Genomic DNA, 17,557 nt, shown 5'->3' with positions numbered 1-17,557 from the left:
CGGATATGAAGCCGCCGATTGCGCATAAGAGCCATCCACAAGCGCCGCCCGACGCCGGCCAGCAGCCCATCACTGCAGTGTCAGGGCCGCCATGTGTTCGCGCGTGAAGCGCCGGGCGATGTCCAGGCAGACGGCGGCCCGCGCGACCAGTTCCTCGGCGAGGGACACATCCTCGGCTTCGAAGGGCTCACAATGTCGAGACCGGAGAAACATCGCCACACCCAGCGTCGTGCCCCGGGCGCTCACGGGCACGATCATCCAGGAGTGGATACCGTACTCCTTTACCTTGGCCAGGCGCGCGGGATCCTCCGCGATCCAGGAGATCGCCTCGCGCGGGGTCCGGTACAGCGCGGACCGCCCCGTGGCCAAGGAGCGGGCCTGTGCCGAGTTCGGCGTGTACCAGTCCACGTCCCCTGCTCTGACCACGGCCTCCGGCGTGCCCTCCCGGACGGACCGGTGCGCCACCCGGCGCAGGATCACCCCGTGGACCGGGCCCGGCGGCGGCTCCTCGCCGGTCAGCAGCGCTTCCACCAGGTCGACGCAGACGAAGTCGGCGAGGCGGGGAACCACCAGGTCGATCAGCTCCTGTCCGGTGTGCGTCACATCGAGGGTGCTGCCGATGCACGTGCTGGCTTCGTTCAGCAAGGCCAGCCGTTCCCGGGCTCTGTACTGCTCGGTCGAGTCGATCATCGTGGCGCAGACACCGACCACGTGGTCGGCCCGATCGCGCAGCGGGGAAGCGGACACGGTGAACGCCGGTCGTGGTCAGGGTCGCGCAGGGTTCGCCCGCTGAGGAGAAAACCCTCCTCAGCCCGACCCGTGTCCAGCACCCGGCGCATCCGCGCCTCCCACTCCCCGACATCGGCCCCGGCCACAGCCGCGGACAGGCCCTGACCTATCCGCTCCTCATCGGGTATGCCCGTCAGACGGCGCATCGCTTCGTTCTGCCGTACGCGACGCATCCCGGTGTCGTAGACGGTCACGGCGACAGGAGAGCCGGTCAGGACCCAGTCCCCCAGCGCCTCGCCCGTGGGGGCCACCCGGCGAGCCCGGGACGCCTTCCCCGGCTCCTGGACCAACCGACCAACCGGGCCGCATCGGCGCTCCACGCCACGACATGGCCCAGCGCGTCCATCACGGCCAGTGGCGTTCCCGTGCCTGCGAGTAGCACAGGACCTCGTCAGACGGCGTGACGCGGTCCTTCATGACTCCAGAGTGCCCCCAGGGCCATGCCCAATCAACCAAGGAGCCGCTCGGCCGCGGCGATCAGTGAACCGCTGCTTCGATCGCCCGCATGAGGAGCGGGAACGCCCTGCCGAACTCGCGCGTCCAGTAGGGCCACGTGTGGGAGCCGGCATAGGTCTCGAAGGTCACGTCGAGTTCGAAGCCGGACGCCCGCTTGACGAACTCCCGGTTCTGCCGCAATTGGGAGGCCTCGAAGCGGACGGAGATGTCAGAAGGATCGGCCCCCGGTGGATCCAACGGGCCGATGCTCCCGTCGCCGCAGGACACGAACAGCTTCGTGCCGCGCAGCCCCTCGACGAGATCCGCCGGGTTGTGCGCCGCCCACACGGCGCGCTGGTCCTTCGGATCGCCGAAGAGGCCGAGCGCGTCGTACCCGTTCGGCGTGATGTGTGTCCGCAGAAGCCACGTCGCGTACCGGTCGGAGGAGACTGGCTCGACGGTCGGGTGGAACGTATCGAGCGTACCGCTGAAGGATGCCGCCGCCCGGAAGAAACCGGGATGACGAGCGGCGTACGCCATCGCGCCGAAGCCCCCCATCGACAGACCGGCGATCGCGCGCCGGCCGGTGGCGTGGAGTCCCCGCACGAGGATCTGCGCGAGCTCCACCAGGTGGAACGTCTCCCAACCCGGCTTGTTTCCCGCGCCACGGGCCCACCAGTCCGTGTAGAAACCCAGTTCCCCGCCGTCCGGCATGACGACCAGCACGTCACGCTCACGGGTGAGGCGCGCGATGTCACTGTGCCGCGTCCAGTCCAGATAGTCGCCGTAACCGCCGTGGAGAAGGTAGAGGACCGGCCACGAGGCATGGGACCGCGACCCGAACCGGCGCGGAAGAATGATGCGCACCGACGCGGTGTGGCCAAGTGCGATCGACTTGATCGCGATGTCCACCGTGCGCGGATCGAGATAGTTCTGCGCGATCACACTCGCGCCGTTTTCGGCCTGGACTCCGACGAGGTTCGGCCCTCGCCCGTCGCGGCCGCTCGCCAGAGCGACACCCTGCGACATCGCCGCAACGGCTCCTCCCGCCGAAGCGACCCCGAAGAAACGCCTCCGATCGAGTGTCGCCAACTCATGGCCTCCCTCATATGACGCGCAACGGGTGAAGTCGCTTCAATCCGACGGCAAACCCGAGGGGCGTGCCCGCAGAATCGCAAGCGAGCACATAATTGAAGTTACTTCAATTCATAGCGAAAGATACGAGTGTCGTCTCGCGCGGTCAAGCGATCGGGCCGCTGCGCCCGGCGCTCCCATGGGGACAGGAGCCGCTCGAACTCAGCACTGAGCCAGCCGAGTTCGAGGGGCGCGGCCATTGCCGCCACGTAGCGGTCGGGACGGATCACGGCCACCGTGCCGGGGTGGTTGGCGAACCAGTCACGCAGGGAGCCGTCGCAGTCCTCCACCACGGCCGCGTCGGTGCCGGAGACGTGGCGTTCGGTGCGGGAGCGGCCGGAACGGGATTCGACCACGGTGACGCAGCGGGTGCCGATGCGGCCCCAGAAGGTGCGGGACTCGGGATCGAGGTGGACCAGCGGGTCGGTGCCGTACCCGAGCAGGGTGAACCACGTGCCGAGCGTGTCGTCCAGGAGGACCGCGCGGGGGTGGTCGACGATGTCCGTGGTGCGGTCGATCAGCAGGGTGTGAACGCCGTACAGGCCGAGGTAATTGGCGACGGTGGTCCCGACGGGGCCGGCGCCGACGATCGCCACCTGCGTGCGCAGCTCGGTGGGTGTGCTCATGTGGCGGCCTCCGGGCGGGACAGAAAGAGTTCGAGGTGGTGGTGGAAGGCGTCGGGTGCGTCATCGTGGACGTAGTGGCCGGCGCCGGGCATCTCGACTGTCCGTACCCGTGGGTTGCGCGCGGTCATCTCGGCGGCGGTGGCCGCGGGCAGGAAGTCGGAGGCGCCGCCGCGGACGACCAGGGTCGGGCAGCGCAGGGCCTCGACGCTGGGCCAGAGGTCGACCTGGCGGGCCGGGTCGGTGTCGAGGCGGGCCGCGGCGATGCCGGCCAGGTCGAACTTCCAGGACCACCGGCCGCAGACGCCGGGCCGCAGCGTGTGGCGGATCCGGGACTCCAGCGCCTCGGTGGTGATGCCGGGCCGGATGCCGCGCCAGTACGCGCGGGCCGCGTCCAGCGAGGGGAACTCGGCGGGCGTCTCGGCGACCTCCCGTTTGACGACTGGAATGCCAGGTACGGCTCCAGGCCCTCGGGCCCGAGTTCGCTGCCCAGCCCGCTGGCCTTGACACCGCCGAAGGGAGCCACCGGATCGGGCAGGTAGCGGTTCACCCCGATGGTGCCGGTGCGTACGTGACGGGCCACGGCCGCTCCGCGTTCGGGATTCGAGGTCCACACGGTGCCGCCGATACCGTAGTCGGAGTCATTGGCGATCCGGACCGCGTCGTCGACGCCGTCGTACGGCAGCACGCAGAGCACCGGCCCGAAGATCTCCTCCTGCGCGACCACGAATCTGTTGTCGACGTCCGCGAAGACCATGGGTTCCACGAACCAGCCCTTGTCCAGCCCGGCCGGGCGGCCACCTCCGGTGGTGACGCGGGCTCCCTCGCCGCGCCCCTTCGCGATGTAACCCTCCACCCGCTCCCGCTGCGAGGCGGTGGCCATCGGACCGACCAGCGTGCCCTCGTCCAGCGCGTCCCCCACGGGCAGGGCGCGGACCAGCTCGGTGACGAGGTCGACGACCTCCGCGTAGCGGGCGCGCGGGGCGAGGACGCGGGTGCTGAGGAAACACGTCTGACCGTTGTTGGTCAGGGTCGCGGCGACCAGCTCCTGGCCGATCTTCACCGGGTCCAGTTCGGCGTTCGCCCATCCACCCTGCTCATCGAAGGCCCGTCGCGCCGCGCCGACCGCGACGTCGACGTCCGCCTCCACCGCCTCGGGCACACTGCCGAGCACCGCCTCCGTGCGCGGGTTGACGGGAGTGATCACGCGGGTGGTGGAGGCCGTACCCACTCCCCATCGAGGTAGAGGTGTTCGAAGTGATGGTCCATCAGTGCCCTCCTGGCGATCCTGCGCCGGCACCGCCATCGGATACGGGACTCCCCCGACCTTCGCCCGGTCCGTCCGTCCGCGGGGTGGCGCTGGGTGCACGGAGAGCCGCCAGGAAATGCATGGGATCGCCGGGCCGTCGCCACCCTCCGTCAAGCGCGGTGCGCCGGACTTGACGGAGGGTGTCGGTGCGACCTCGGGCTAAGCGTCCCGGGGTGCCCGCCCGAGGTTCATCGGACGGAATTCGCCAGTTTGGTGGCGCCGTTGAGCAGGTACTCCAGCGGTCCACGGCGGAAGAAGCGAGACCAGATCGCCGCGAACAGGGTGGCCCCGACGATGAACCAGGTGAGCAGCGCGACGGAGGCGGATTCCGGCGGGGTGGCCGCCGCGCCGGGCAGGGCGAGGATCACCAGGATGTGGCCCACGTAGATGGTCAGGGACATGGTGCCGACGGCGATGATCGGAGTTGCCAGCCGGCGCAGCCACGGCAGCCGGGCCATCGCCACCGTCACGCACAGGAGCACCGTGATCGCGATGCCCAGGCTGCCGACGAGGTCGAACGTGGAACCGGTGTGCGGCTCGGCCGCCAGCAGCCCCCAAGCGTCGGGCCCCTCCAGCTCACCACCGATATCCATGTCGAAGGATCCCGATCCCATGCCGGGGTCCTTCGCGGCGGGCGGCCCGGACATGATTTCCTGAGCGCCACCGGACACCCGGAGCGCCAGCCACGAGTCACCGTATCCGAGCACGATCAGCGCGGGGCCGAGCACGGCCAGCCTCCGCTGCACCGCGCCGGAGGTCAGATCCAGCCGGCCCAACGCCATGCCGGTGACCACGAACGTCATCCAGGTGATCACCGGGTAGAGGCCGGTGAGCAGGAGATCGAGCACGCCCACGCCGCAGAGTCGCGCGATCGGGTCGTACGCGTTGATGCTGTTCACGATCGACTCGTTGAGCAGTGCCCTGAGGCCGAACGCCACCTGCGGCGCGACCACCGCGAGCGCGACCGCGATGGTCGCGAGCGTCCTGGCCCGCAGCCGAACCAGCGGCAGGGCCAGCAGGAAGTACACCCCGTAGAAGTTGAGGATCCCGGCGCCTCCGAAGTTGGTCATCGCCAACGCGGTGCCGAGCGCCAGCAGGACCACGGCCCGGATCGCGATCCGGGCCTTCGCCTGCCGGCCGGCCAGGCCGGTCTTCGGCTCGAAGCGGCCGGCGATCAGCATCAACGAGAACCCGGCGAGGGTGGCGAACAGCGCCGACGCCCGGCCGTTCGCCAGGTTCATGATCCAGTTCCCGACGCCGCCGCTCTCGGGCGACGGTAACGGGCCGACGTGCACCGTGAACATTCCGAACACGGCCAGTGCGCGGGCGAGGTCCACCCCGACCAGCCGCGCAGTCGGCGAACCGCGTTCGGTCGCCGTGGCGGACTCGGGTGCGAGGGCGGGTAAGGGTGCGGGCGTGGGGGGCGGAGGCGCGTTCTTCGCGCTTTCGATCTCGGTCACTCGGACAACCTCGCCGAGGCGGACGCGGTCGACCATCCGACAGTCCTCGGGAGGTGCCCTGCCGGTCGTCCCCGACCACCCCGCCGACCGGCGGGGTATCCTCGGCCGGCCCTGTCCTGGTCAAGGTCCCCCTCCCGTGGCGTGGCCGTGCTGATCGCGCCGGCGGCCACCCTCGCCTCCGCGCTGTTGGCCGATGGCTCTCAGGCTGAGAGAACGGGCCTGCCGACCGGAGGGTGATACCCCGCCACGTGGGTGGAGCTGCCACTCGGCGGGCCACCACGGCCACCAGGGGCTCTAGGGTCGAGACGGCAAGAGCCGGACGGCACGGACAAATATGAGGCGGAACGCACGTGATCCGGGTAGTGGTGGTGGACGACGAGGCGCTGATCCGGTCCGGATTCGGGCTCATCCTGGGTGCGTCCGACGACATCGAGGTCGTCGCGACCGCGAGCGGGGGCGACGCCGTGGAGACCGTCCGCCGGGAGCGGCCCGACGTGGTTCTGCTGGACATCCGGATGCCGGACGTCGACGGGCTCACTGTCCTTCGCGAGCTGCGGATTGCGCCGGACGCTCCGGTGGTGGCGATGCTGACGACGTTCGACGCCGACGAGTACATCCTGACCGCGCTGCACTCCGGCGCGGCCGGTTTCCTGCTGAAGGACACCGAGCCGGAGCAGCTGGCCCAACTGGTACGGACCCTGGCCGCGGGCGGCGTGGTGCTGTCCCCCAAGGCCTCCAGGACCCTGCTGCGCAGCCACCCCGGCACCGAGGCGGCCGTCGACGAGTCGGCGGGCCGCGTCCGGCTGCTCACCGCCCGCGAGCGGGACGTCCTCGTCCTGGTGGCGGAAGGGCTGTCGAACGCCGAGATCGGCGCGCGCATCCACCTGGGCGCCGGCACGGTCAAGGACCACGTCAGCGCGATCCTCACCAAGCTACGGGTGACCAGCCGTGTGCAGGCCGCGCTGCTGGCGCAACGGGCCGGACTGCTGGATGAGCGCCCGCGGTCGGAGGCCGGGCGGTGAGCCGTGCACGCGCCCTGTGGAAGCGTGTGCCCGCTCCCGTCGTCGACCTCGTCCTCGTGGCGGCAGCAGCCGCGGACCTACGGCTGAACCTGTGGGACACGGCGCGGCTCGGTGGCGCGCTGCCCGCGCTCGGCTGCGCCGCGTTGGCCCTCCGGCGCAGGTTCCCGCTCGCCGTCTTCCTGCTCACGCTGCCGATCGCGCTCATGCAGGATATCGCCCTCGCTCCGCTCCTGGCGCTGTTCACCCTGGCCGAACGCTCCCGCAACCGCCGTCTCCTGGCGATGTGCGTCGCCCTGTCAGCCGGCGCGAGCAGCATTCCGTGGCCCCTCGCCAGCCTCACCGAGGTCGGCCGGACCATGACGCTGATCATCTTCGTGTACAACCTGGCGACCGCCGTCGTTCCGGTTCTGCTCGGTCAACTCGTACAGGCACAAGGGGACTTGGCGCGGAGGCTGGCCGAGGTGGAGGAGGTCAGGGAGCACGAGCGGGCCCTGCACGCCCAGGCCGTGCTCGCCCGCGAACGCGCCCAGCTGGCCCGAGAGATGCACGACGTGGTCTCCCACCAGGTCAGCCTGATCGCCGTACGAGCCGGAGCCCTGCAGGTCGCCACCAAGGACACGGACGCCAAAGAGGCCGCCCGCACGATCCGTTCGCTCAGTGTCACCACGCTCGACGAACTGCGCACCATGGTCACTCTGCTGCGCGCCTCTGGCAGCCACACCACCGAGCTCACTCCCCAACCCACCCTGACCGACCTGCACAAACTGGTGGAATCAAGCGGCACTCAAGCGAAGCTGACAGGTGAGCTTCCGCCCACCGTGGGCACACCCGCCCAACGGGCCCTCTACCGTACGGTCCAGGAAGCGTTGACCAACGTCCGCAAGCACGCCCCCGGCGCCACGGCCACAGTCGAGCTGTGGCAGGACGGCAACGACGTCGGGGTGATCGTCACCAACACCCCGCCCTCGCGTCCCTCCCTGTCCCTTCCCGGCTCCCAGCAGGGCTTGGTCGGACTGCGGGAACGAGCCGAGATTCTGCACGGCACCCTGGAATCAGGACCGACCACCGAGGGCGGCTACCAGGTACGGCTGCGGATTCCCCTCAGCACGGACTGAGACCGATCAGGCGGGTCCCGGCACGAGTTGTCGAATCGCTGATGGAGCCGGCGCATGGCAGGTCCTCTGCGTTGTTCGGCTTCCTGGCGGGCTTCGCGGTCGTCCTGATCACAGGCCGTCGCACACCGGAAACCAGCCGGGCCGGCAGGCAGGCCGTCGCCAAGGTGATGAACGATCCGTCATCCTCTGGCGCTGGGCACCGCCGGGCCGTGTCCGAGCTCCAACAGCCCCCCGGGGACGGTGACCAACGACCGACGCCCTGTGGCCGGAAACAGCGGCCAGTCCGTCGGCTGGGTATCGCTCACAGGTCCGCGGCCGGATCACCAGCAGTCAACAGGTCGGCCAGCGGGACGTACGGCTGCCGTTGGCGGTAGATCTCGCGGATCAGCTCAGGCAGCGAGCGTTGCCCGGCAACGGCGGCTTCCAGATGCTCTCATCCGAGGTCGACCCCGTGACCAGCGCGCGCCCGGCTGTACACGGGATCCTCGCGGCAGCCATGACCAACGACCTTGATCGCGCCCGAGACCGCCCTCGCCGACCGGTGGCTGCCCGGGCTCCCGCCCGAAAGCTCCCAGCAGATTCAGGAGGGCATGCACAGGCGCTACTCCAGCACGCCGGAGCCCGTCGCCGACACGCCCGCCTCCTTCCCCCAGGAACTGCTCGACCCCGACACCTCGACCGCGGACTACGTCTGGCTGCCCCTCCGCTTCGAAGGTGAGATGGCCTATGCGGACTGGCACGACGAGTGGCGGATCGAGGACTACGGCTGACGTGATCCGGCCCGTACGACTCGGGCAGGTCATTATCGGAGGCTGTAGTTGACCAAGCGCGAACGGGCGTCCTTCTCGGTGATGCCGAGTGCCTTCCCGATCGTCTCCCACGACAGCTCATCGGCCTCCGCGTGGTAGGCAGCCTCACGGCCGATGCGCTTGGTCGTGCGCTCCAGCGCCGCCACTGCCCGCAACGCGGCCAGCGGCGCGTCGGCGGCCAACGCGGTCAGCTGCTGATCCACCTCGGCCAGCAGGCCCTCCAGCGCCACGGGCAGCGGCACCGACCGCTCCTTGACGTGCTCAATGTGTTGCGCCCAGTCATCGCGCGGGCCCGAAGTGTCGGCGTCGTACGGATCCTCGGCCACAAGGCCCCAATCGATCGCATAGCGGCGCTCCCCGCGCCACCCGCACGAGCACGAGCCCCGCAGATGAGTGGCCCGCGGGGCGCCCAGCGTGCCGTCGTACACCCACCAGTCGGTGATCGCGGGCATGTGACTGCCGCTCCCGGCATCCACGTACACGGGCCCCGGCTCGCTGCCGTCACCCAGCACCGCCCCCGCCGTGCCCTCGTGGAACGACCCGAACTCCTCGCTCTGCCACCCCATGACTCCTCCTCACAGTGCCGTGCACCCGCGAGTGACCGGTGCTCACCGTCTCAGAATGCCCGATCCAAGCACCCGGTGACTGCCGGACGACCACCCGGCGATCCGTGGCCGGTCGAAGCCGCACGGTCTGCGCCTGGACCACCGGTTCCTGAGAAGCGCATGGCCGGAAAGACGCTGCGGATATCAGTGAGAGACCCAAAAAGACTTTGCCTCTATGGCGGGCGTCTGGTGCAGTGAGCGCGGCGACAGCGCCCGCGGCGAGCGGGCCCGCGAGGGCTCCAGCCCCGATCCCCGAAAGGACACGCGTCTTGTCCGACATCCACACCCGGCTGAAGGAACGGGGGCTCCGTCTCCCGAAGCCCCCGAGGCCGAACGGCAACTACGCATCCGCCCTGCCGCGTCGCGCGCCCGTCGAGATCGAGACCCTGTTCGAGGTGGCCCCATGAACACGGAGTCCGTCGCGAACGGCACCGTGCCCGGCTTCGGCATGGACGCGATCCGGGCAGCCGCTCGGCGCCTGTCCGGCCACGTGGTCCGCACGCCCCTGCTGAACTCTCCGATGCTGGACGATCTGATCGGCGCCCGCGTCCTGGTCAAGGCCGAGTGCCTGCAACTGACCGGCTCCTTCAAGGTGCGTGGCGCGCTCAACGCACTGCTCACCCTGGACGAAGACGCGCGCCGCGCCGGGATCGTGACCTACTCCGCGGGCAACCACGGCCAGGGCGTGGCCGCGGCAGCACGGCTCGCAGGCTGCCCCGCGGTCGTCGTCATGCCGCGTGACGCCCCCGTCATCAAGGTCGACAACTGCCGCTGGTGGGGCGCGGAAACCGTCTTCTACGACCCGGAGGCCGAGGACCGGAACGAGGTCGCCCGGAAGATCCTCCAGGACCGCGGCATGACGCTGATCCCGCCGTTCGACGACCCCTCCGTCATGGCCGGACAGGGCACCGTCGGTCTGGAAATCGCCGAGCAGGCACGCGAGTTGGGCCTGACCCCGGATACGGTCCTGGTCAACTGCAGCGGCGGTGGACTGTCGTCCGGCGTGATCACCGCACTCGACCACGAGTTCCCGGACCGCCTGTCGAACCACATCGTCGAGCCCGCCGGTTTCGACAAGATGGCCCGGTCCCTGGCGACCGGCCGCGCGTGTGCGAATCCGCGCCCGCCGGGCGGCGTGATGGACGCGATCTCCGGCCCGGCGGCCGGTGAGCGTCCCCTGGCCGTCCTCAGCGGTCACCAGGTGACCGGCCTGACTGTCACCGACGAGGAGGCGCTTGCCGCGGTGTCCGTGGCCCACCGTTTCCTCAAGATCGTGGTTGAGCCGGGCGGCGCCGCGTCCCTGGCGGCACTGCTATCCGGGAAGGTGGACGTCCGGGGAAAGGCCGTGGCCCTGGTGGCGTCAGGCGGCAACATCGATCCGGCGGTCTACCGCCGCGCCTTGTCGGGCTGAGGCAACACCCGAACGCGTCAAACTACGCGCTTCATATACTGGAGGTCTGCTTCCCTCTCTTACTGATATGTGGAGCGACTGATGATCGAGGTTCGCCAGGCCCGCTACTTCCTCGCCGTCGCCGAAACGCTCCACTTCGGGCGTGCCGCCGAACAGCTGCGCATGTCGCAGCCCCCACTCAGCCAGGCCATCCTCCAACTGGAGCGGCAGCTCGGCGTGCAGCTCTTCGATCGCAGCGAACGAAAGGTGCGGCTGACCGAGACCGGCCGGGCCTTCGCCGAGGAGTGCCGCAAACTGATCGCGGCCGCCCAGCACGCACACGAGGTGGCGGCCCAGGCCGAGGCCGGTCTGGTGGGAACGTTGCGGATCGGCGTCGTGACGTCGGCGCTGAGCGAGCCCCTGCTGGGCACGCTGTCCGCCTTCCGGTCCGCGCGTCCCCGGGTCGACCTGCACCTCACGGAAGTCGACACGGGGGAAGGCCAGGAGGCCGTCGCCCGGCACGAGATCGATCTCGCCGTCATCCGGCCCAGCGCGCCGGTGCGCGGTCTGCGCGTACGGCCCTGGCGCCACGACCAGTTCGTGATCGCGCTGCCGAGCGGTCATCCGCTGTCCGGGGGTGGCGCCGAGCCGGTCGAACTCGCGGAGTTCGCGGACGAGCCCTGGGTGTGGCTGCGGCGCGGGGCCTCCCCCGACTATCACGACCAGCTCATGGCGACCTGCCGCAGAGCCGGGTTCACCCCCGACGCGCGCCACATCGCCAACTCCATCCTGACCCAGCTGTCGATGGTGGCCTGCGGCCTCGGCGTGACCCTGGTGCCCCACGTGACGGTCCGTTCGATTCAAGGCCCCATCGCCTACCGGCCGCTCACCGACGCCGCCGACCTCGTCGAACTGTCCCTCGTTTCCCGGGCCGACACCCACGAACCGCTGGTGGAGGAGTTCCTGGAGCACGCCTCGGCTCACCGGCAGGAAACGATCTAGGCGTGCTGTCCCGGCACGTTGGTGACGGGCCGCACGTTTGCTCACGCCCCGCAGGCCGAGGGTCCGGGTCCGTGGGGTGAGGGAGGAGGCAGGGTGGTCGACGAGGTGCGCAGCCCATCGGCGAGCAGGGCCAGGTAGCGCCTGCGGTCCGCGCCGTCCGGGTCGCCGGGGTGGACCGTGGCCAGGGTCATGACGATGACCGCCGTCAGATCGCGGACCAGCAGCTCCGGCCGTACCACTCCCCCGTCGATGGCGCGTCGGAGCAGGGGTTCGAGGGAGCGCAGGAAACGGTGCGCGCTGTCGACGTCGAATCCGGTGAACTCGCGGGCGAGCGAGATGATGACCTGTCGGCGGGCGAGCACCTCGGTGACGGCCTCCAGCACGCCGACGACGTCCCGCCAGGGATCGTCGGTGTGCACCGCTGTCATGGGTTCGAGTTCGGTGGCGAGGAAGTGGTCGAAGACCGCCCGGACGAGCTGATCGCGCGCGCGGAAGCGGCGGTAGACCGTCACCACGCTCACCTCCGCGCGCTCGGCGATCTGCTCGAGGGTCGCCTCCGGCCCGATCTCCTCGAATGCCTCAGCCGCGGCCGCGACGATCCGCTCGTAGTTCCGGGCGGCGTCGGCCCTCACCAGGTCACCCGCAGTTCCTTCAATCCGTAGACCACGCTGAAGACCCGGAACTGGCCCTGCTCGTCCGGGTCGGCCGGCGCCAGCTCGGGGAACCGGCGGAGCAGGGCCGGGAAGGCGATGCGCATCTCCATCCGGGCCAGCGGCGCCCCGAGGCAGTGGTGCACACCGTGGCCGAAGGCGATGTGTCCGGCGGCCGCGCGGGTGATGTCGAGCGCGTCGGGATTCTCGGTGAAGGCGTGGTCGCGGTTGGCGGTGGGCAGCGAGGGAAGCACGAGAGAGCCTTCGGGGATGGTATGCCCGGCGATCTCCACATCGGTCGTGGTCGTGCGCGGCGGCATCGAGTGCACGATGGACAGCCAGCGCAGCAGTTCCTCGATGGCGGGACCGATCCGCTCCGGATCGTCGCGGAGCAGGGCCAGTTGGTCCGGGTGGCGGAGCAGGGCCAGGGTGCCCAGGCCGAGCATGTTCGAGGTGGTCTCGTGCCCGGCCAGCAGGAGCAGGCTCGCGATACCGGTCAGTTCGTCGGTGCTGAGGTCGTCGCCGTGCTCGCGCACCAGCATCCCTAGCATGTCCTCACCCGGCTGCGCCTGCGCGCGGGCGACCAGGCCCGCCATGTAGGCGCGGTCTTCCCGCCGGGCCGCCATCCGCTCCTCCATCGGCAACGACACGTCCAGGAGGCGGGCGGAACGGTCCTGGAACTCGGCCCGGTCGGCATAGGGCACGCCCAGCAACTCGCAGATCACCAGTGACGGCACCGGCAGCGCGAAGTGCGACACCAGATCGGCCGGCTTGCCCGCCCGCTCCAGATCGTCCAGCGCCGCCTCGACGATCTCTATGATCCGCGGTTCGAGCCTGCGCATCCGGCGGATGGTGAACTCCGGGGTGAGCAGCCGACGCAACCGGGTGTGCTCCGGCGGATCGAACCCGATCAGATTCCCCGCTCGCATCCGGGCCAGCTCGTCCTCGTCCAGCTCGTCCTCCCCGGGAAACGGGGGGCGGACGTTGCTGAACCGGACCGGGTCCGAGAGCACTTGGCGAACGTCCTCGTACCGGCAGACCAGATACGCGGGCATACCGAACGGTGTCATGACCCGCACGACACCCTCTCCGTCCCGTGCCCGGGTCAGCTCCTCGGCAGGGCCGAACCCGTTCCGCCGCATCTGCAGTGGCAATTCCGTTGTCCCGGTCATCTTCTTGCCCACCCCTCGACGATGCTTCGCGACCACTGCCACGCTAACAGGTAACTGAAAGGCGACTAACACTTATCGCTCAACTCACCGACCGGCCGGCCGGAGGGGGCAGCGACGCCCCTGTCCTGTGGCGATCCTCAGGTCGACGAGCGGAGCGATCGGCCTCCGCCGGGCCCCCGTTCAGTGCTCCGGACGCCGGATCGCGGGGGCGGGGTGGGGCAGCGGGCTGGCGGCATGCGGCGAGAGCCCGTCCAGTACGAGCGTCACATAGCGCCGCCACCCGCTCTCACCAGGCTCCATGGTCCACAGCACACTGACGAGCATGAGCATGATCCGACGCACGTCCTCCGGCACGAGATCGCCGCGGATCACGCCCGCCCGCTGGCCGCGCCGGACGAGCGGGTCCAGGGCGTCGAAGAACCGGTCGCCGACCTCGGCCGTCAGCACGCCCGCGTTCCGGGCCGCGGTCAGCGCGTTGTAGTCATTCACCGCGGAGGACAGGGCGGCCTCCATCACCGCGGCCAGTCCGCGACGCGGATCCTCGTCCTCCAGGGCCCGGTCGACCGCGGGCGCCACCTGCTCCGCGAACTGCTGGTCCAGCACCGCGCGCAGCAAGACCCCCTTGTCGGGGAACCGGCGGAAGAGGGTCGCGATCCCCACACCGGCCCGCCGGGCCACCTCCTCCAGAGGAGCGTCCGGACCCCGCTCCGCGTAGACCTCACGGGCGGCCCTGACGATCTTCTCGAAGTTGCGCGCGGCGTCGGCGCGCAACGGCTTGGGGGTATCTGAAGGCACACCCCCACTCTATCAAGTGATAGTCAACCATCGTTTCGATTTGACACCCCTACCAGCGCGAACCGATAGTTGGCTACCGATTGCGTTTCGGTACACCACGCCCATCCGGTGTCGAAGCCGACCCGGACCCGCCCCCGCGCACGTGCCGCGCCCCTTCTCAGGCCTTGAGGAACCCCGCCATGTCTCATCCATCCACGGCCCATCGGCCCGGCGGAGTGGTCGCGACACTCGCGATCGCCGGTGTCACCGCAGCGGTGATGCAAACCCTCGTCACACCGCTGCTCGCCGATCTGCCCAAGATCCTGGACACCTCCGCCTCGAACGCGACCTGGGTCGTCACCGCCACCCTCCTCGTCGCCGGGGTGTGCGTCCCCATCACCGGACGCCTCGGAGACATGGTCGGCAAACGGCGCATGCTCCTGGCCTGTGCCGTGCCCCTCATCGTCGGATCGATCGTCTGCGCGCTCTCCAGCAGCGTCACCCCGATGATCATCGGCCGTGGCCTCCAGGGGGTCGGCATGGGAATGATCCCCCTGGGCATAGCCCTGCTGCGCGATGTCGTCCCCGCCGACAAGCTCAGCTCCTCCATCGCCCTCGTCAGCGCCTCGATGGGCATCGGCGGCGGCATCGGTCTGCCGCTGGCCGCGGCCGTCGCGCAGTACGCCAACTGGCGCCTGCTGTTCTGGGGCGCCGCCGCGCTGGCCGCCGTCGTCGCCGTCATGATCCTCACCCTCGTCCCCGACACCCCCGCCACCACCAAGGGGCAGCGCTTCGACACCGTCGGAGCCCTGGGTCTGGCCGTCGGCCTGGTGTCCCTGCTGCTCGCCGTCTCCAAGGGCGCCGACTGGGGCTGGAGTTCGGTCACCACCCTCGCGCTCTTCGCCACCGCGGCCGTGACGCTGGCCGCATGGGGCCTGTTCGAGTGGCGCACCCGAGAGCCCCTGGTCGACCTGCGCACCACCGCACGCCCCCGCGTCCTGCTCACCAACGTCGCGTCCGTCTTCGTCGGCTTCGGCATGTACGCGAGCATGCTGGTCATCCCGCAGCTCCTTCAGTTCCCCGAAGCCACCGGCTACGGCTTGGGCCAGTCCATGCTCGCCGCCGGCCTGTGGACGCTGCCCGGCGGCCTGATGATGATGGCCGTCTCCCCGCTCGGAGCGAAGCTCACCAACGCCCGCGGCCCGAAGGTGACCCTCATCAGCGGCGCGCTCGTGCTGGCCGCCGGCTACCTCGCGTCCCTCCTGCTGGCCGGTACCGCGTGGGGCCTCATGATCGCCATGATCATCATGAACACCGGTGTCGCCCTCGCCTACGGAGCCATGCCCGCCCTGATCATGAGCGCCGTCCCGCTCAGCGAAACCGGCGCGGCCAACGGTTTCAACGCCCTCATGCGTTCCCTGGGCACATCTGTCGGCTCCGCCGTCGTCGGCGCCGTCCTCGCCCAGATGACCACCACCGTCGGCGGCTACACCTTCACCTCCGAGAACGGCTTCCGCACCGCCCTGATCATCGGCTGCGTGCTCGCCCTCGCCTCCGCCGCCATCGCCGCGTTCATCCCCAACTCCCGTACGGCACAAGCCCAGGAGACGGCAGACGCCGAACCCGCCTCACTCACCGCCCGTCCCTAGGAGTCAGGCTCGGCGAGCGCAGGACGCGAGGCGATCGGCGAGCGCGGTGACGAGGCCGCGCAGCTCATCGGGGCGCTCGATGACGAACGGCCGGTCGAGTGCGGCGAGTACCGGAGGCAACCAGTCGAGCCGCTCCGCCCGCAGCTCGACGCGCAGCCAGCGCTCGGTCGCCCGGTCCTGGCCTGCCGCGGGCTCGTGTTCCTCCAGGTTCGCGATGCTGGCGGGGAGGTGCGCGCGGATCTGCTCAACCGTTCCGTGGATCCGCAAGGTCACCTCATGCCGGTACTTGGCCGTGGCGAACGCTGACAACACGCGCTGTGCCGGACCGGGGCCCTCGGGCGCTTCGAACGAGCCGGGCAGGGTCCGCGCGTCTGCGATGCGATCGAGCCGGAAGGTTCGGTCCTCGCCGATCCGGGCGTCCTTGCCCGTGACGTACCACCGGCCCGCATGGGCGACGATCCCGTACGCGTGCAGCGTGCGTTCGCTGCGCCGTCCGTCGCGGTCGGTGTAGCGGATCGAGACCGGTCGGCGGTGGCGCACCGCATCGGCGATGGTGAGCAGGACCCCGGCGTCCGGGGTGTCGAACTCTCCGGGGTGTTCCGTGAAGGCGAGGGATTCCAGGAGGGTGTCGAGCCGGCGGGCGATGTGCTTGGGCAGCACCCGCCGGATCTTCGCCGATGCCGTCTCGTTCGCCGTGTGCTGCGTCGTCGTCAGCCCTGCTCGGCGGCCGGCGACCAGGCCGAGCAGCACGGCCAGCGCCTCGTCGTCGCTGAGCATGAGCGGAGGCAAGCGGTACCCGGGAGCGAGCCGGTACCCGCCGTAGCGGCCGCGCACCGATTCCACGGGCACGTCCAGGTCGACCAGCTGGTCCACGTACCGCCGCACGGTGCGCCCTTCGACGCCGAGCCGGTCGGCCAGTTCGGCCACCGTCCGGATGCCGCCCGACTGCAGCAGCTCCAGGAGTGTCAGCACGCGGGCAGCGGGTCGGGGCATGTCCGCAGCCTAACGCGGATAGAGGACCGATTCTGTCCACTATTTCTCCTAAGGTGCGGCGTGCAAGCCTCCGCACAGCCAAGGAGATCCCCATGAAGTTCGTCTCGATCCGCATCATCACCAGCGACGTAGCGCGCCTCGTCGAGTTCTATGAGCGAGCCACAGGGGCGCGGGCGACGTGGGCCACCGAAGACTTCGCCGAACTCAGGACCGCGGGCGCCACCCTCGCGATCGGCGGCACCAGCACCGTCCCGATGTTCGCCCCGGGCTCTGCCCGCCCGGCGGACAACCACAGCGTGATCACCGAGTTCCTCGTCGACGACGTGGACCGCGTTCACCAGAACCTGACGGGCTTCGTCACCGACTTCGTCACCGAGCCCACCACGATGCCCTGGGGCAACCGGTCACTGCTGTTCCGTGACCCCGACGGCAACCTCGTCAACTTCTTCACCCCCGTCACCCCGGCGGCCATCGAGAAGTTCTCCCGCTGACGCCACGCACAGCCACTCAGGCGGGAGCCCTGGGATCACCGGCAAGGTCGGCGTCCGCGTAGCGATCCGCGCCGCCGATACCTCGTCGGCTCCGTTCGGCGCGCGCGATCGTGGCGGAGCTGGTCTGCTGGGTCC

19 protein-coding genes and 1 pseudogene are annotated in these 17,557 nt (G+C 70.0%); 8 read left to right on the top strand and 12 right to left on the bottom strand.

All coding sequences use genetic code 11. From position 1 onward, the window contains the following. Positions 1–69 precede the first annotated feature (69 nt). The 7 genes and pseudogenes from ACH4TL_RS41805 to ACH4TL_RS41775 form a co-directional block, all read right to left on the bottom strand. Entirely contained in the window at positions 70–747 is a 678-nt protein-coding gene (locus ACH4TL_RS41805) for a GAF domain-containing protein (RefSeq protein WP_398329324.1), read from the bottom strand. Next, complete coding sequence (locus ACH4TL_RS41800; protein ID WP_398329502.1) at positions 687–962, bottom strand: hypothetical protein; 276 nt, start codon at positions 960–962, stop codon at positions 687–689. Before ACH4TL_RS41800 ends, ACH4TL_RS41805 begins: the two co-directional genes overlap by 61 nt. Before the next feature lie 304 nt (positions 963–1,266). Next, on the bottom strand, positions 1,267–2,253 hold the full coding sequence (locus tag ACH4TL_RS41795; protein ID WP_398329321.1) for an alpha/beta hydrolase: 987 nt from the start codon (positions 2,251–2,253) through the stop codon (positions 1,267–1,269). Positions 2,254–2,420: 167 nt separating this feature from the next. Continuing rightward, positions 2,421–2,984: an FAD-dependent monooxygenase gene (locus ACH4TL_RS41790; protein WP_398329318.1), complete on the bottom strand. Its 564-nt coding sequence runs from the start codon at positions 2,982–2,984 to the stop codon at positions 2,421–2,423. Continuing rightward, positions 2,981–3,595 carry an alpha/beta fold hydrolase gene (locus tag ACH4TL_RS41785; RefSeq protein ID WP_398329499.1) on the bottom strand — a complete coding sequence of 205 codons (615 nt, stop codon included), beginning with the start codon at positions 3,593–3,595 and terminating at the stop codon, positions 2,981–2,983. Before ACH4TL_RS41785 ends, ACH4TL_RS41790 begins: the two co-directional genes overlap by 4 nt. Then, positions 3,484–4,287: pseudogene (locus ACH4TL_RS41780) on the bottom strand (aldehyde dehydrogenase family protein); the annotation flags it as partial. The gene ACH4TL_RS41785 and the pseudogene ACH4TL_RS41780, both read right to left, overlap by 112 nt. Positions 4,288–4,478: 191 nt before the next feature. Beyond that, complete coding sequence (locus ACH4TL_RS41775) at positions 4,479–5,750, bottom strand: DUF418 domain-containing protein (RefSeq protein ID WP_398329315.1); 1,272 nt, start codon at positions 5,748–5,750, stop codon at positions 4,479–4,481. A 350-nt stretch (positions 5,751–6,100) separates the two neighbouring features. Here ACH4TL_RS41775 and ACH4TL_RS41770 point away from each other — a divergent pair, with 350 nt between their 5' ends. From ACH4TL_RS41770 to ACH4TL_RS41760, 3 genes are all read left to right on the top strand, one after another. Continuing rightward, the gene (locus ACH4TL_RS41770; RefSeq protein ID WP_398329312.1) at positions 6,101–6,772 is read left to right on the top strand and encodes a response regulator; all 672 of its coding nucleotides are present in this window, start codon (positions 6,101–6,103) and stop codon (positions 6,770–6,772) included. Next, complete coding sequence (locus ACH4TL_RS41765; RefSeq protein WP_398329309.1) at positions 6,769–7,887, top strand: sensor histidine kinase; 1,119 nt, start codon at positions 6,769–6,771, stop codon at positions 7,885–7,887. Before ACH4TL_RS41770 ends, ACH4TL_RS41765 begins: the two co-directional genes overlap by 4 nt. 509 nt (positions 7,888–8,396) lie before the next feature. After that, entirely contained in the window at positions 8,397–8,657 is a 261-nt protein-coding gene (locus ACH4TL_RS41760; protein ID WP_398329306.1) for a hypothetical protein, read from the top strand. A 32-nt stretch (positions 8,658–8,689) separates the two neighbouring features. Here the strand turns inward: ACH4TL_RS41760 and ACH4TL_RS41755 are convergent, their stop codons facing one another. Further along, entirely contained in the window at positions 8,690–9,262 is a 573-nt protein-coding gene (locus tag ACH4TL_RS41755) for a hypothetical protein (protein ID WP_398329303.1), read from the bottom strand. Positions 9,263–9,570: 308 nt separating this feature from the next. On the opposite strand from ACH4TL_RS41755, the gene ACH4TL_RS41750 reads away from it, so the two are divergent. The 3 genes from ACH4TL_RS41750 (at position 9,571) to ACH4TL_RS41740 (ending at position 11,693) form a co-directional block, all read left to right on the top strand. Continuing rightward, positions 9,571–9,708 carry a hypothetical protein gene (locus tag ACH4TL_RS41750; protein ID WP_398329300.1) on the top strand — a complete coding sequence of 46 codons (138 nt, stop codon included), beginning with the start codon at positions 9,571–9,573 and terminating at the stop codon, positions 9,706–9,708. Further along, the gene (locus tag ACH4TL_RS41745; protein ID WP_398329297.1) at positions 9,705–10,712 is read left to right on the top strand and encodes a threonine/serine dehydratase; all 1,008 of its coding nucleotides are present in this window, start codon (positions 9,705–9,707) and stop codon (positions 10,710–10,712) included. The genes ACH4TL_RS41750 and ACH4TL_RS41745 overlap by 4 nt, the downstream gene beginning before the upstream one ends. Before the next feature lie 81 nt (positions 10,713–10,793). Then, a complete protein-coding gene (locus tag ACH4TL_RS41740; RefSeq protein WP_398329294.1) occupies positions 10,794–11,693 on the top strand; it encodes a LysR family transcriptional regulator in 900 nt (299 codons plus the stop codon). 41 nt (positions 11,694–11,734) lie between these two features. Here ACH4TL_RS41740 and ACH4TL_RS41735 read toward each other — a convergent pair whose 3' ends face one another. The 3 genes from ACH4TL_RS41735 to ACH4TL_RS41725 all read right to left on the bottom strand — a co-directional run bounded on the left by ACH4TL_RS41735 (position 11,735) and on the right by ACH4TL_RS41725 (position 14,310). Further along, the gene (locus ACH4TL_RS41735) at positions 11,735–12,325 is read right to left on the bottom strand and encodes a TetR/AcrR family transcriptional regulator (RefSeq protein ID WP_398329291.1); all 591 of its coding nucleotides are present in this window, start codon (positions 12,323–12,325) and stop codon (positions 11,735–11,737) included. Then, the gene (locus tag ACH4TL_RS41730) at positions 12,322–13,413 is read right to left on the bottom strand and encodes a cytochrome P450 (protein WP_398329288.1); all 1,092 of its coding nucleotides are present in this window, start codon (positions 13,411–13,413) and stop codon (positions 12,322–12,324) included. Before ACH4TL_RS41730 ends, ACH4TL_RS41735 begins: the two co-directional genes overlap by 4 nt. Before the next feature lie 282 nt (positions 13,414–13,695). Next, entirely contained in the window at positions 13,696–14,310 is a 615-nt protein-coding gene (locus tag ACH4TL_RS41725; RefSeq protein WP_398329285.1) for a TetR/AcrR family transcriptional regulator, read from the bottom strand. A 179-nt stretch (positions 14,311–14,489) separates the two neighbouring features. On the opposite strand from ACH4TL_RS41725, the gene ACH4TL_RS41720 reads away from it, so the two are divergent. After that, on the top strand, positions 14,490–15,938 hold the full coding sequence (locus ACH4TL_RS41720; RefSeq protein WP_398329283.1) for an MFS transporter: 1,449 nt from the start codon (positions 14,490–14,492) through the stop codon (positions 15,936–15,938). A gap of 3 nt (positions 15,939–15,941) precedes the next feature. Here the strand turns inward: ACH4TL_RS41720 and ACH4TL_RS41715 are convergent, their stop codons facing one another. Continuing rightward, on the bottom strand, positions 15,942–16,931 hold the full coding sequence (locus tag ACH4TL_RS41715; RefSeq protein WP_398329280.1) for a helix-turn-helix transcriptional regulator: 990 nt from the start codon (positions 16,929–16,931) through the stop codon (positions 15,942–15,944). Positions 16,932–17,023: 92 nt separating this feature from the next. Here ACH4TL_RS41715 and ACH4TL_RS41710 point away from each other — a divergent pair, with 92 nt between their 5' ends. Beyond that, positions 17,024–17,422: a VOC family protein gene (locus ACH4TL_RS41710; RefSeq protein ID WP_398329277.1), complete on the top strand. Its 399-nt coding sequence runs from the start codon at positions 17,024–17,026 to the stop codon at positions 17,420–17,422. Positions 17,423–17,557 lie beyond the last annotated feature (135 nt).

The organism is Streptomyces sp. NPDC021115 (assembly GCF_044333065.1).
Taxonomy (GTDB): domain Bacteria; phylum Actinomycetota; class Actinomycetes; order Streptomycetales; family Streptomycetaceae; genus Streptomyces.
The sequence above is the reverse complement of the archived record's forward strand: the minus strand, read 5'-3'. Positions and strand labels throughout refer to the sequence as shown.

Coding starts and splice junctions, on each gene's coding strand:
- ACH4TL_RS41800 (WP_398329502.1), bottom strand. CDS start 962: ATGCGTCGCGTACGGCAGAACGAAGCGATGCGCCGTCTGACGGGCATA.
- ACH4TL_RS41795 (WP_398329321.1), bottom strand. CDS start 2,253: ATGTCGCAGGGTGTCGCTCTGGCGAGCGGCCGCGACGGGCGAGGGCCG.
- ACH4TL_RS41790 (WP_398329318.1), bottom strand. CDS start 2,984: ATGAGCACACCCACCGAGCTGCGCACGCAGGTGGCGATCGTCGGCGCC.
- ACH4TL_RS41755 (WP_398329303.1), bottom strand. CDS start 9,262: ATGGGGTGGCAGAGCGAGGAGTTCGGGTCGTTCCACGAGGGCACGGCG.
- ACH4TL_RS41745 (WP_398329297.1), top strand. CDS start 9,705: ATGAACACGGAGTCCGTCGCGAACGGCACCGTGCCCGGCTTCGGCATG.
- ACH4TL_RS41740 (WP_398329294.1), top strand. CDS start 10,794: ATGATCGAGGTTCGCCAGGCCCGCTACTTCCTCGCCGTCGCCGAAACG.
- ACH4TL_RS41730 (WP_398329288.1), bottom strand. CDS start 13,413: ATGACACCGTTCGGTATGCCCGCGTATCTGGTCTGCCGGTACGAGGAC.
- ACH4TL_RS41720 (WP_398329283.1), top strand. CDS start 14,490: ATGTCTCATCCATCCACGGCCCATCGGCCCGGCGGAGTGGTCGCGACA.
- ACH4TL_RS41715 (WP_398329280.1), bottom strand. CDS start 16,931: ATGCCCCGACCCGCTGCCCGCGTGCTGACACTCCTGGAGCTGCTGCAG.
- ACH4TL_RS41710 (WP_398329277.1), top strand. CDS start 17,024: ATGAAGTTCGTCTCGATCCGCATCATCACCAGCGACGTAGCGCGCCTC.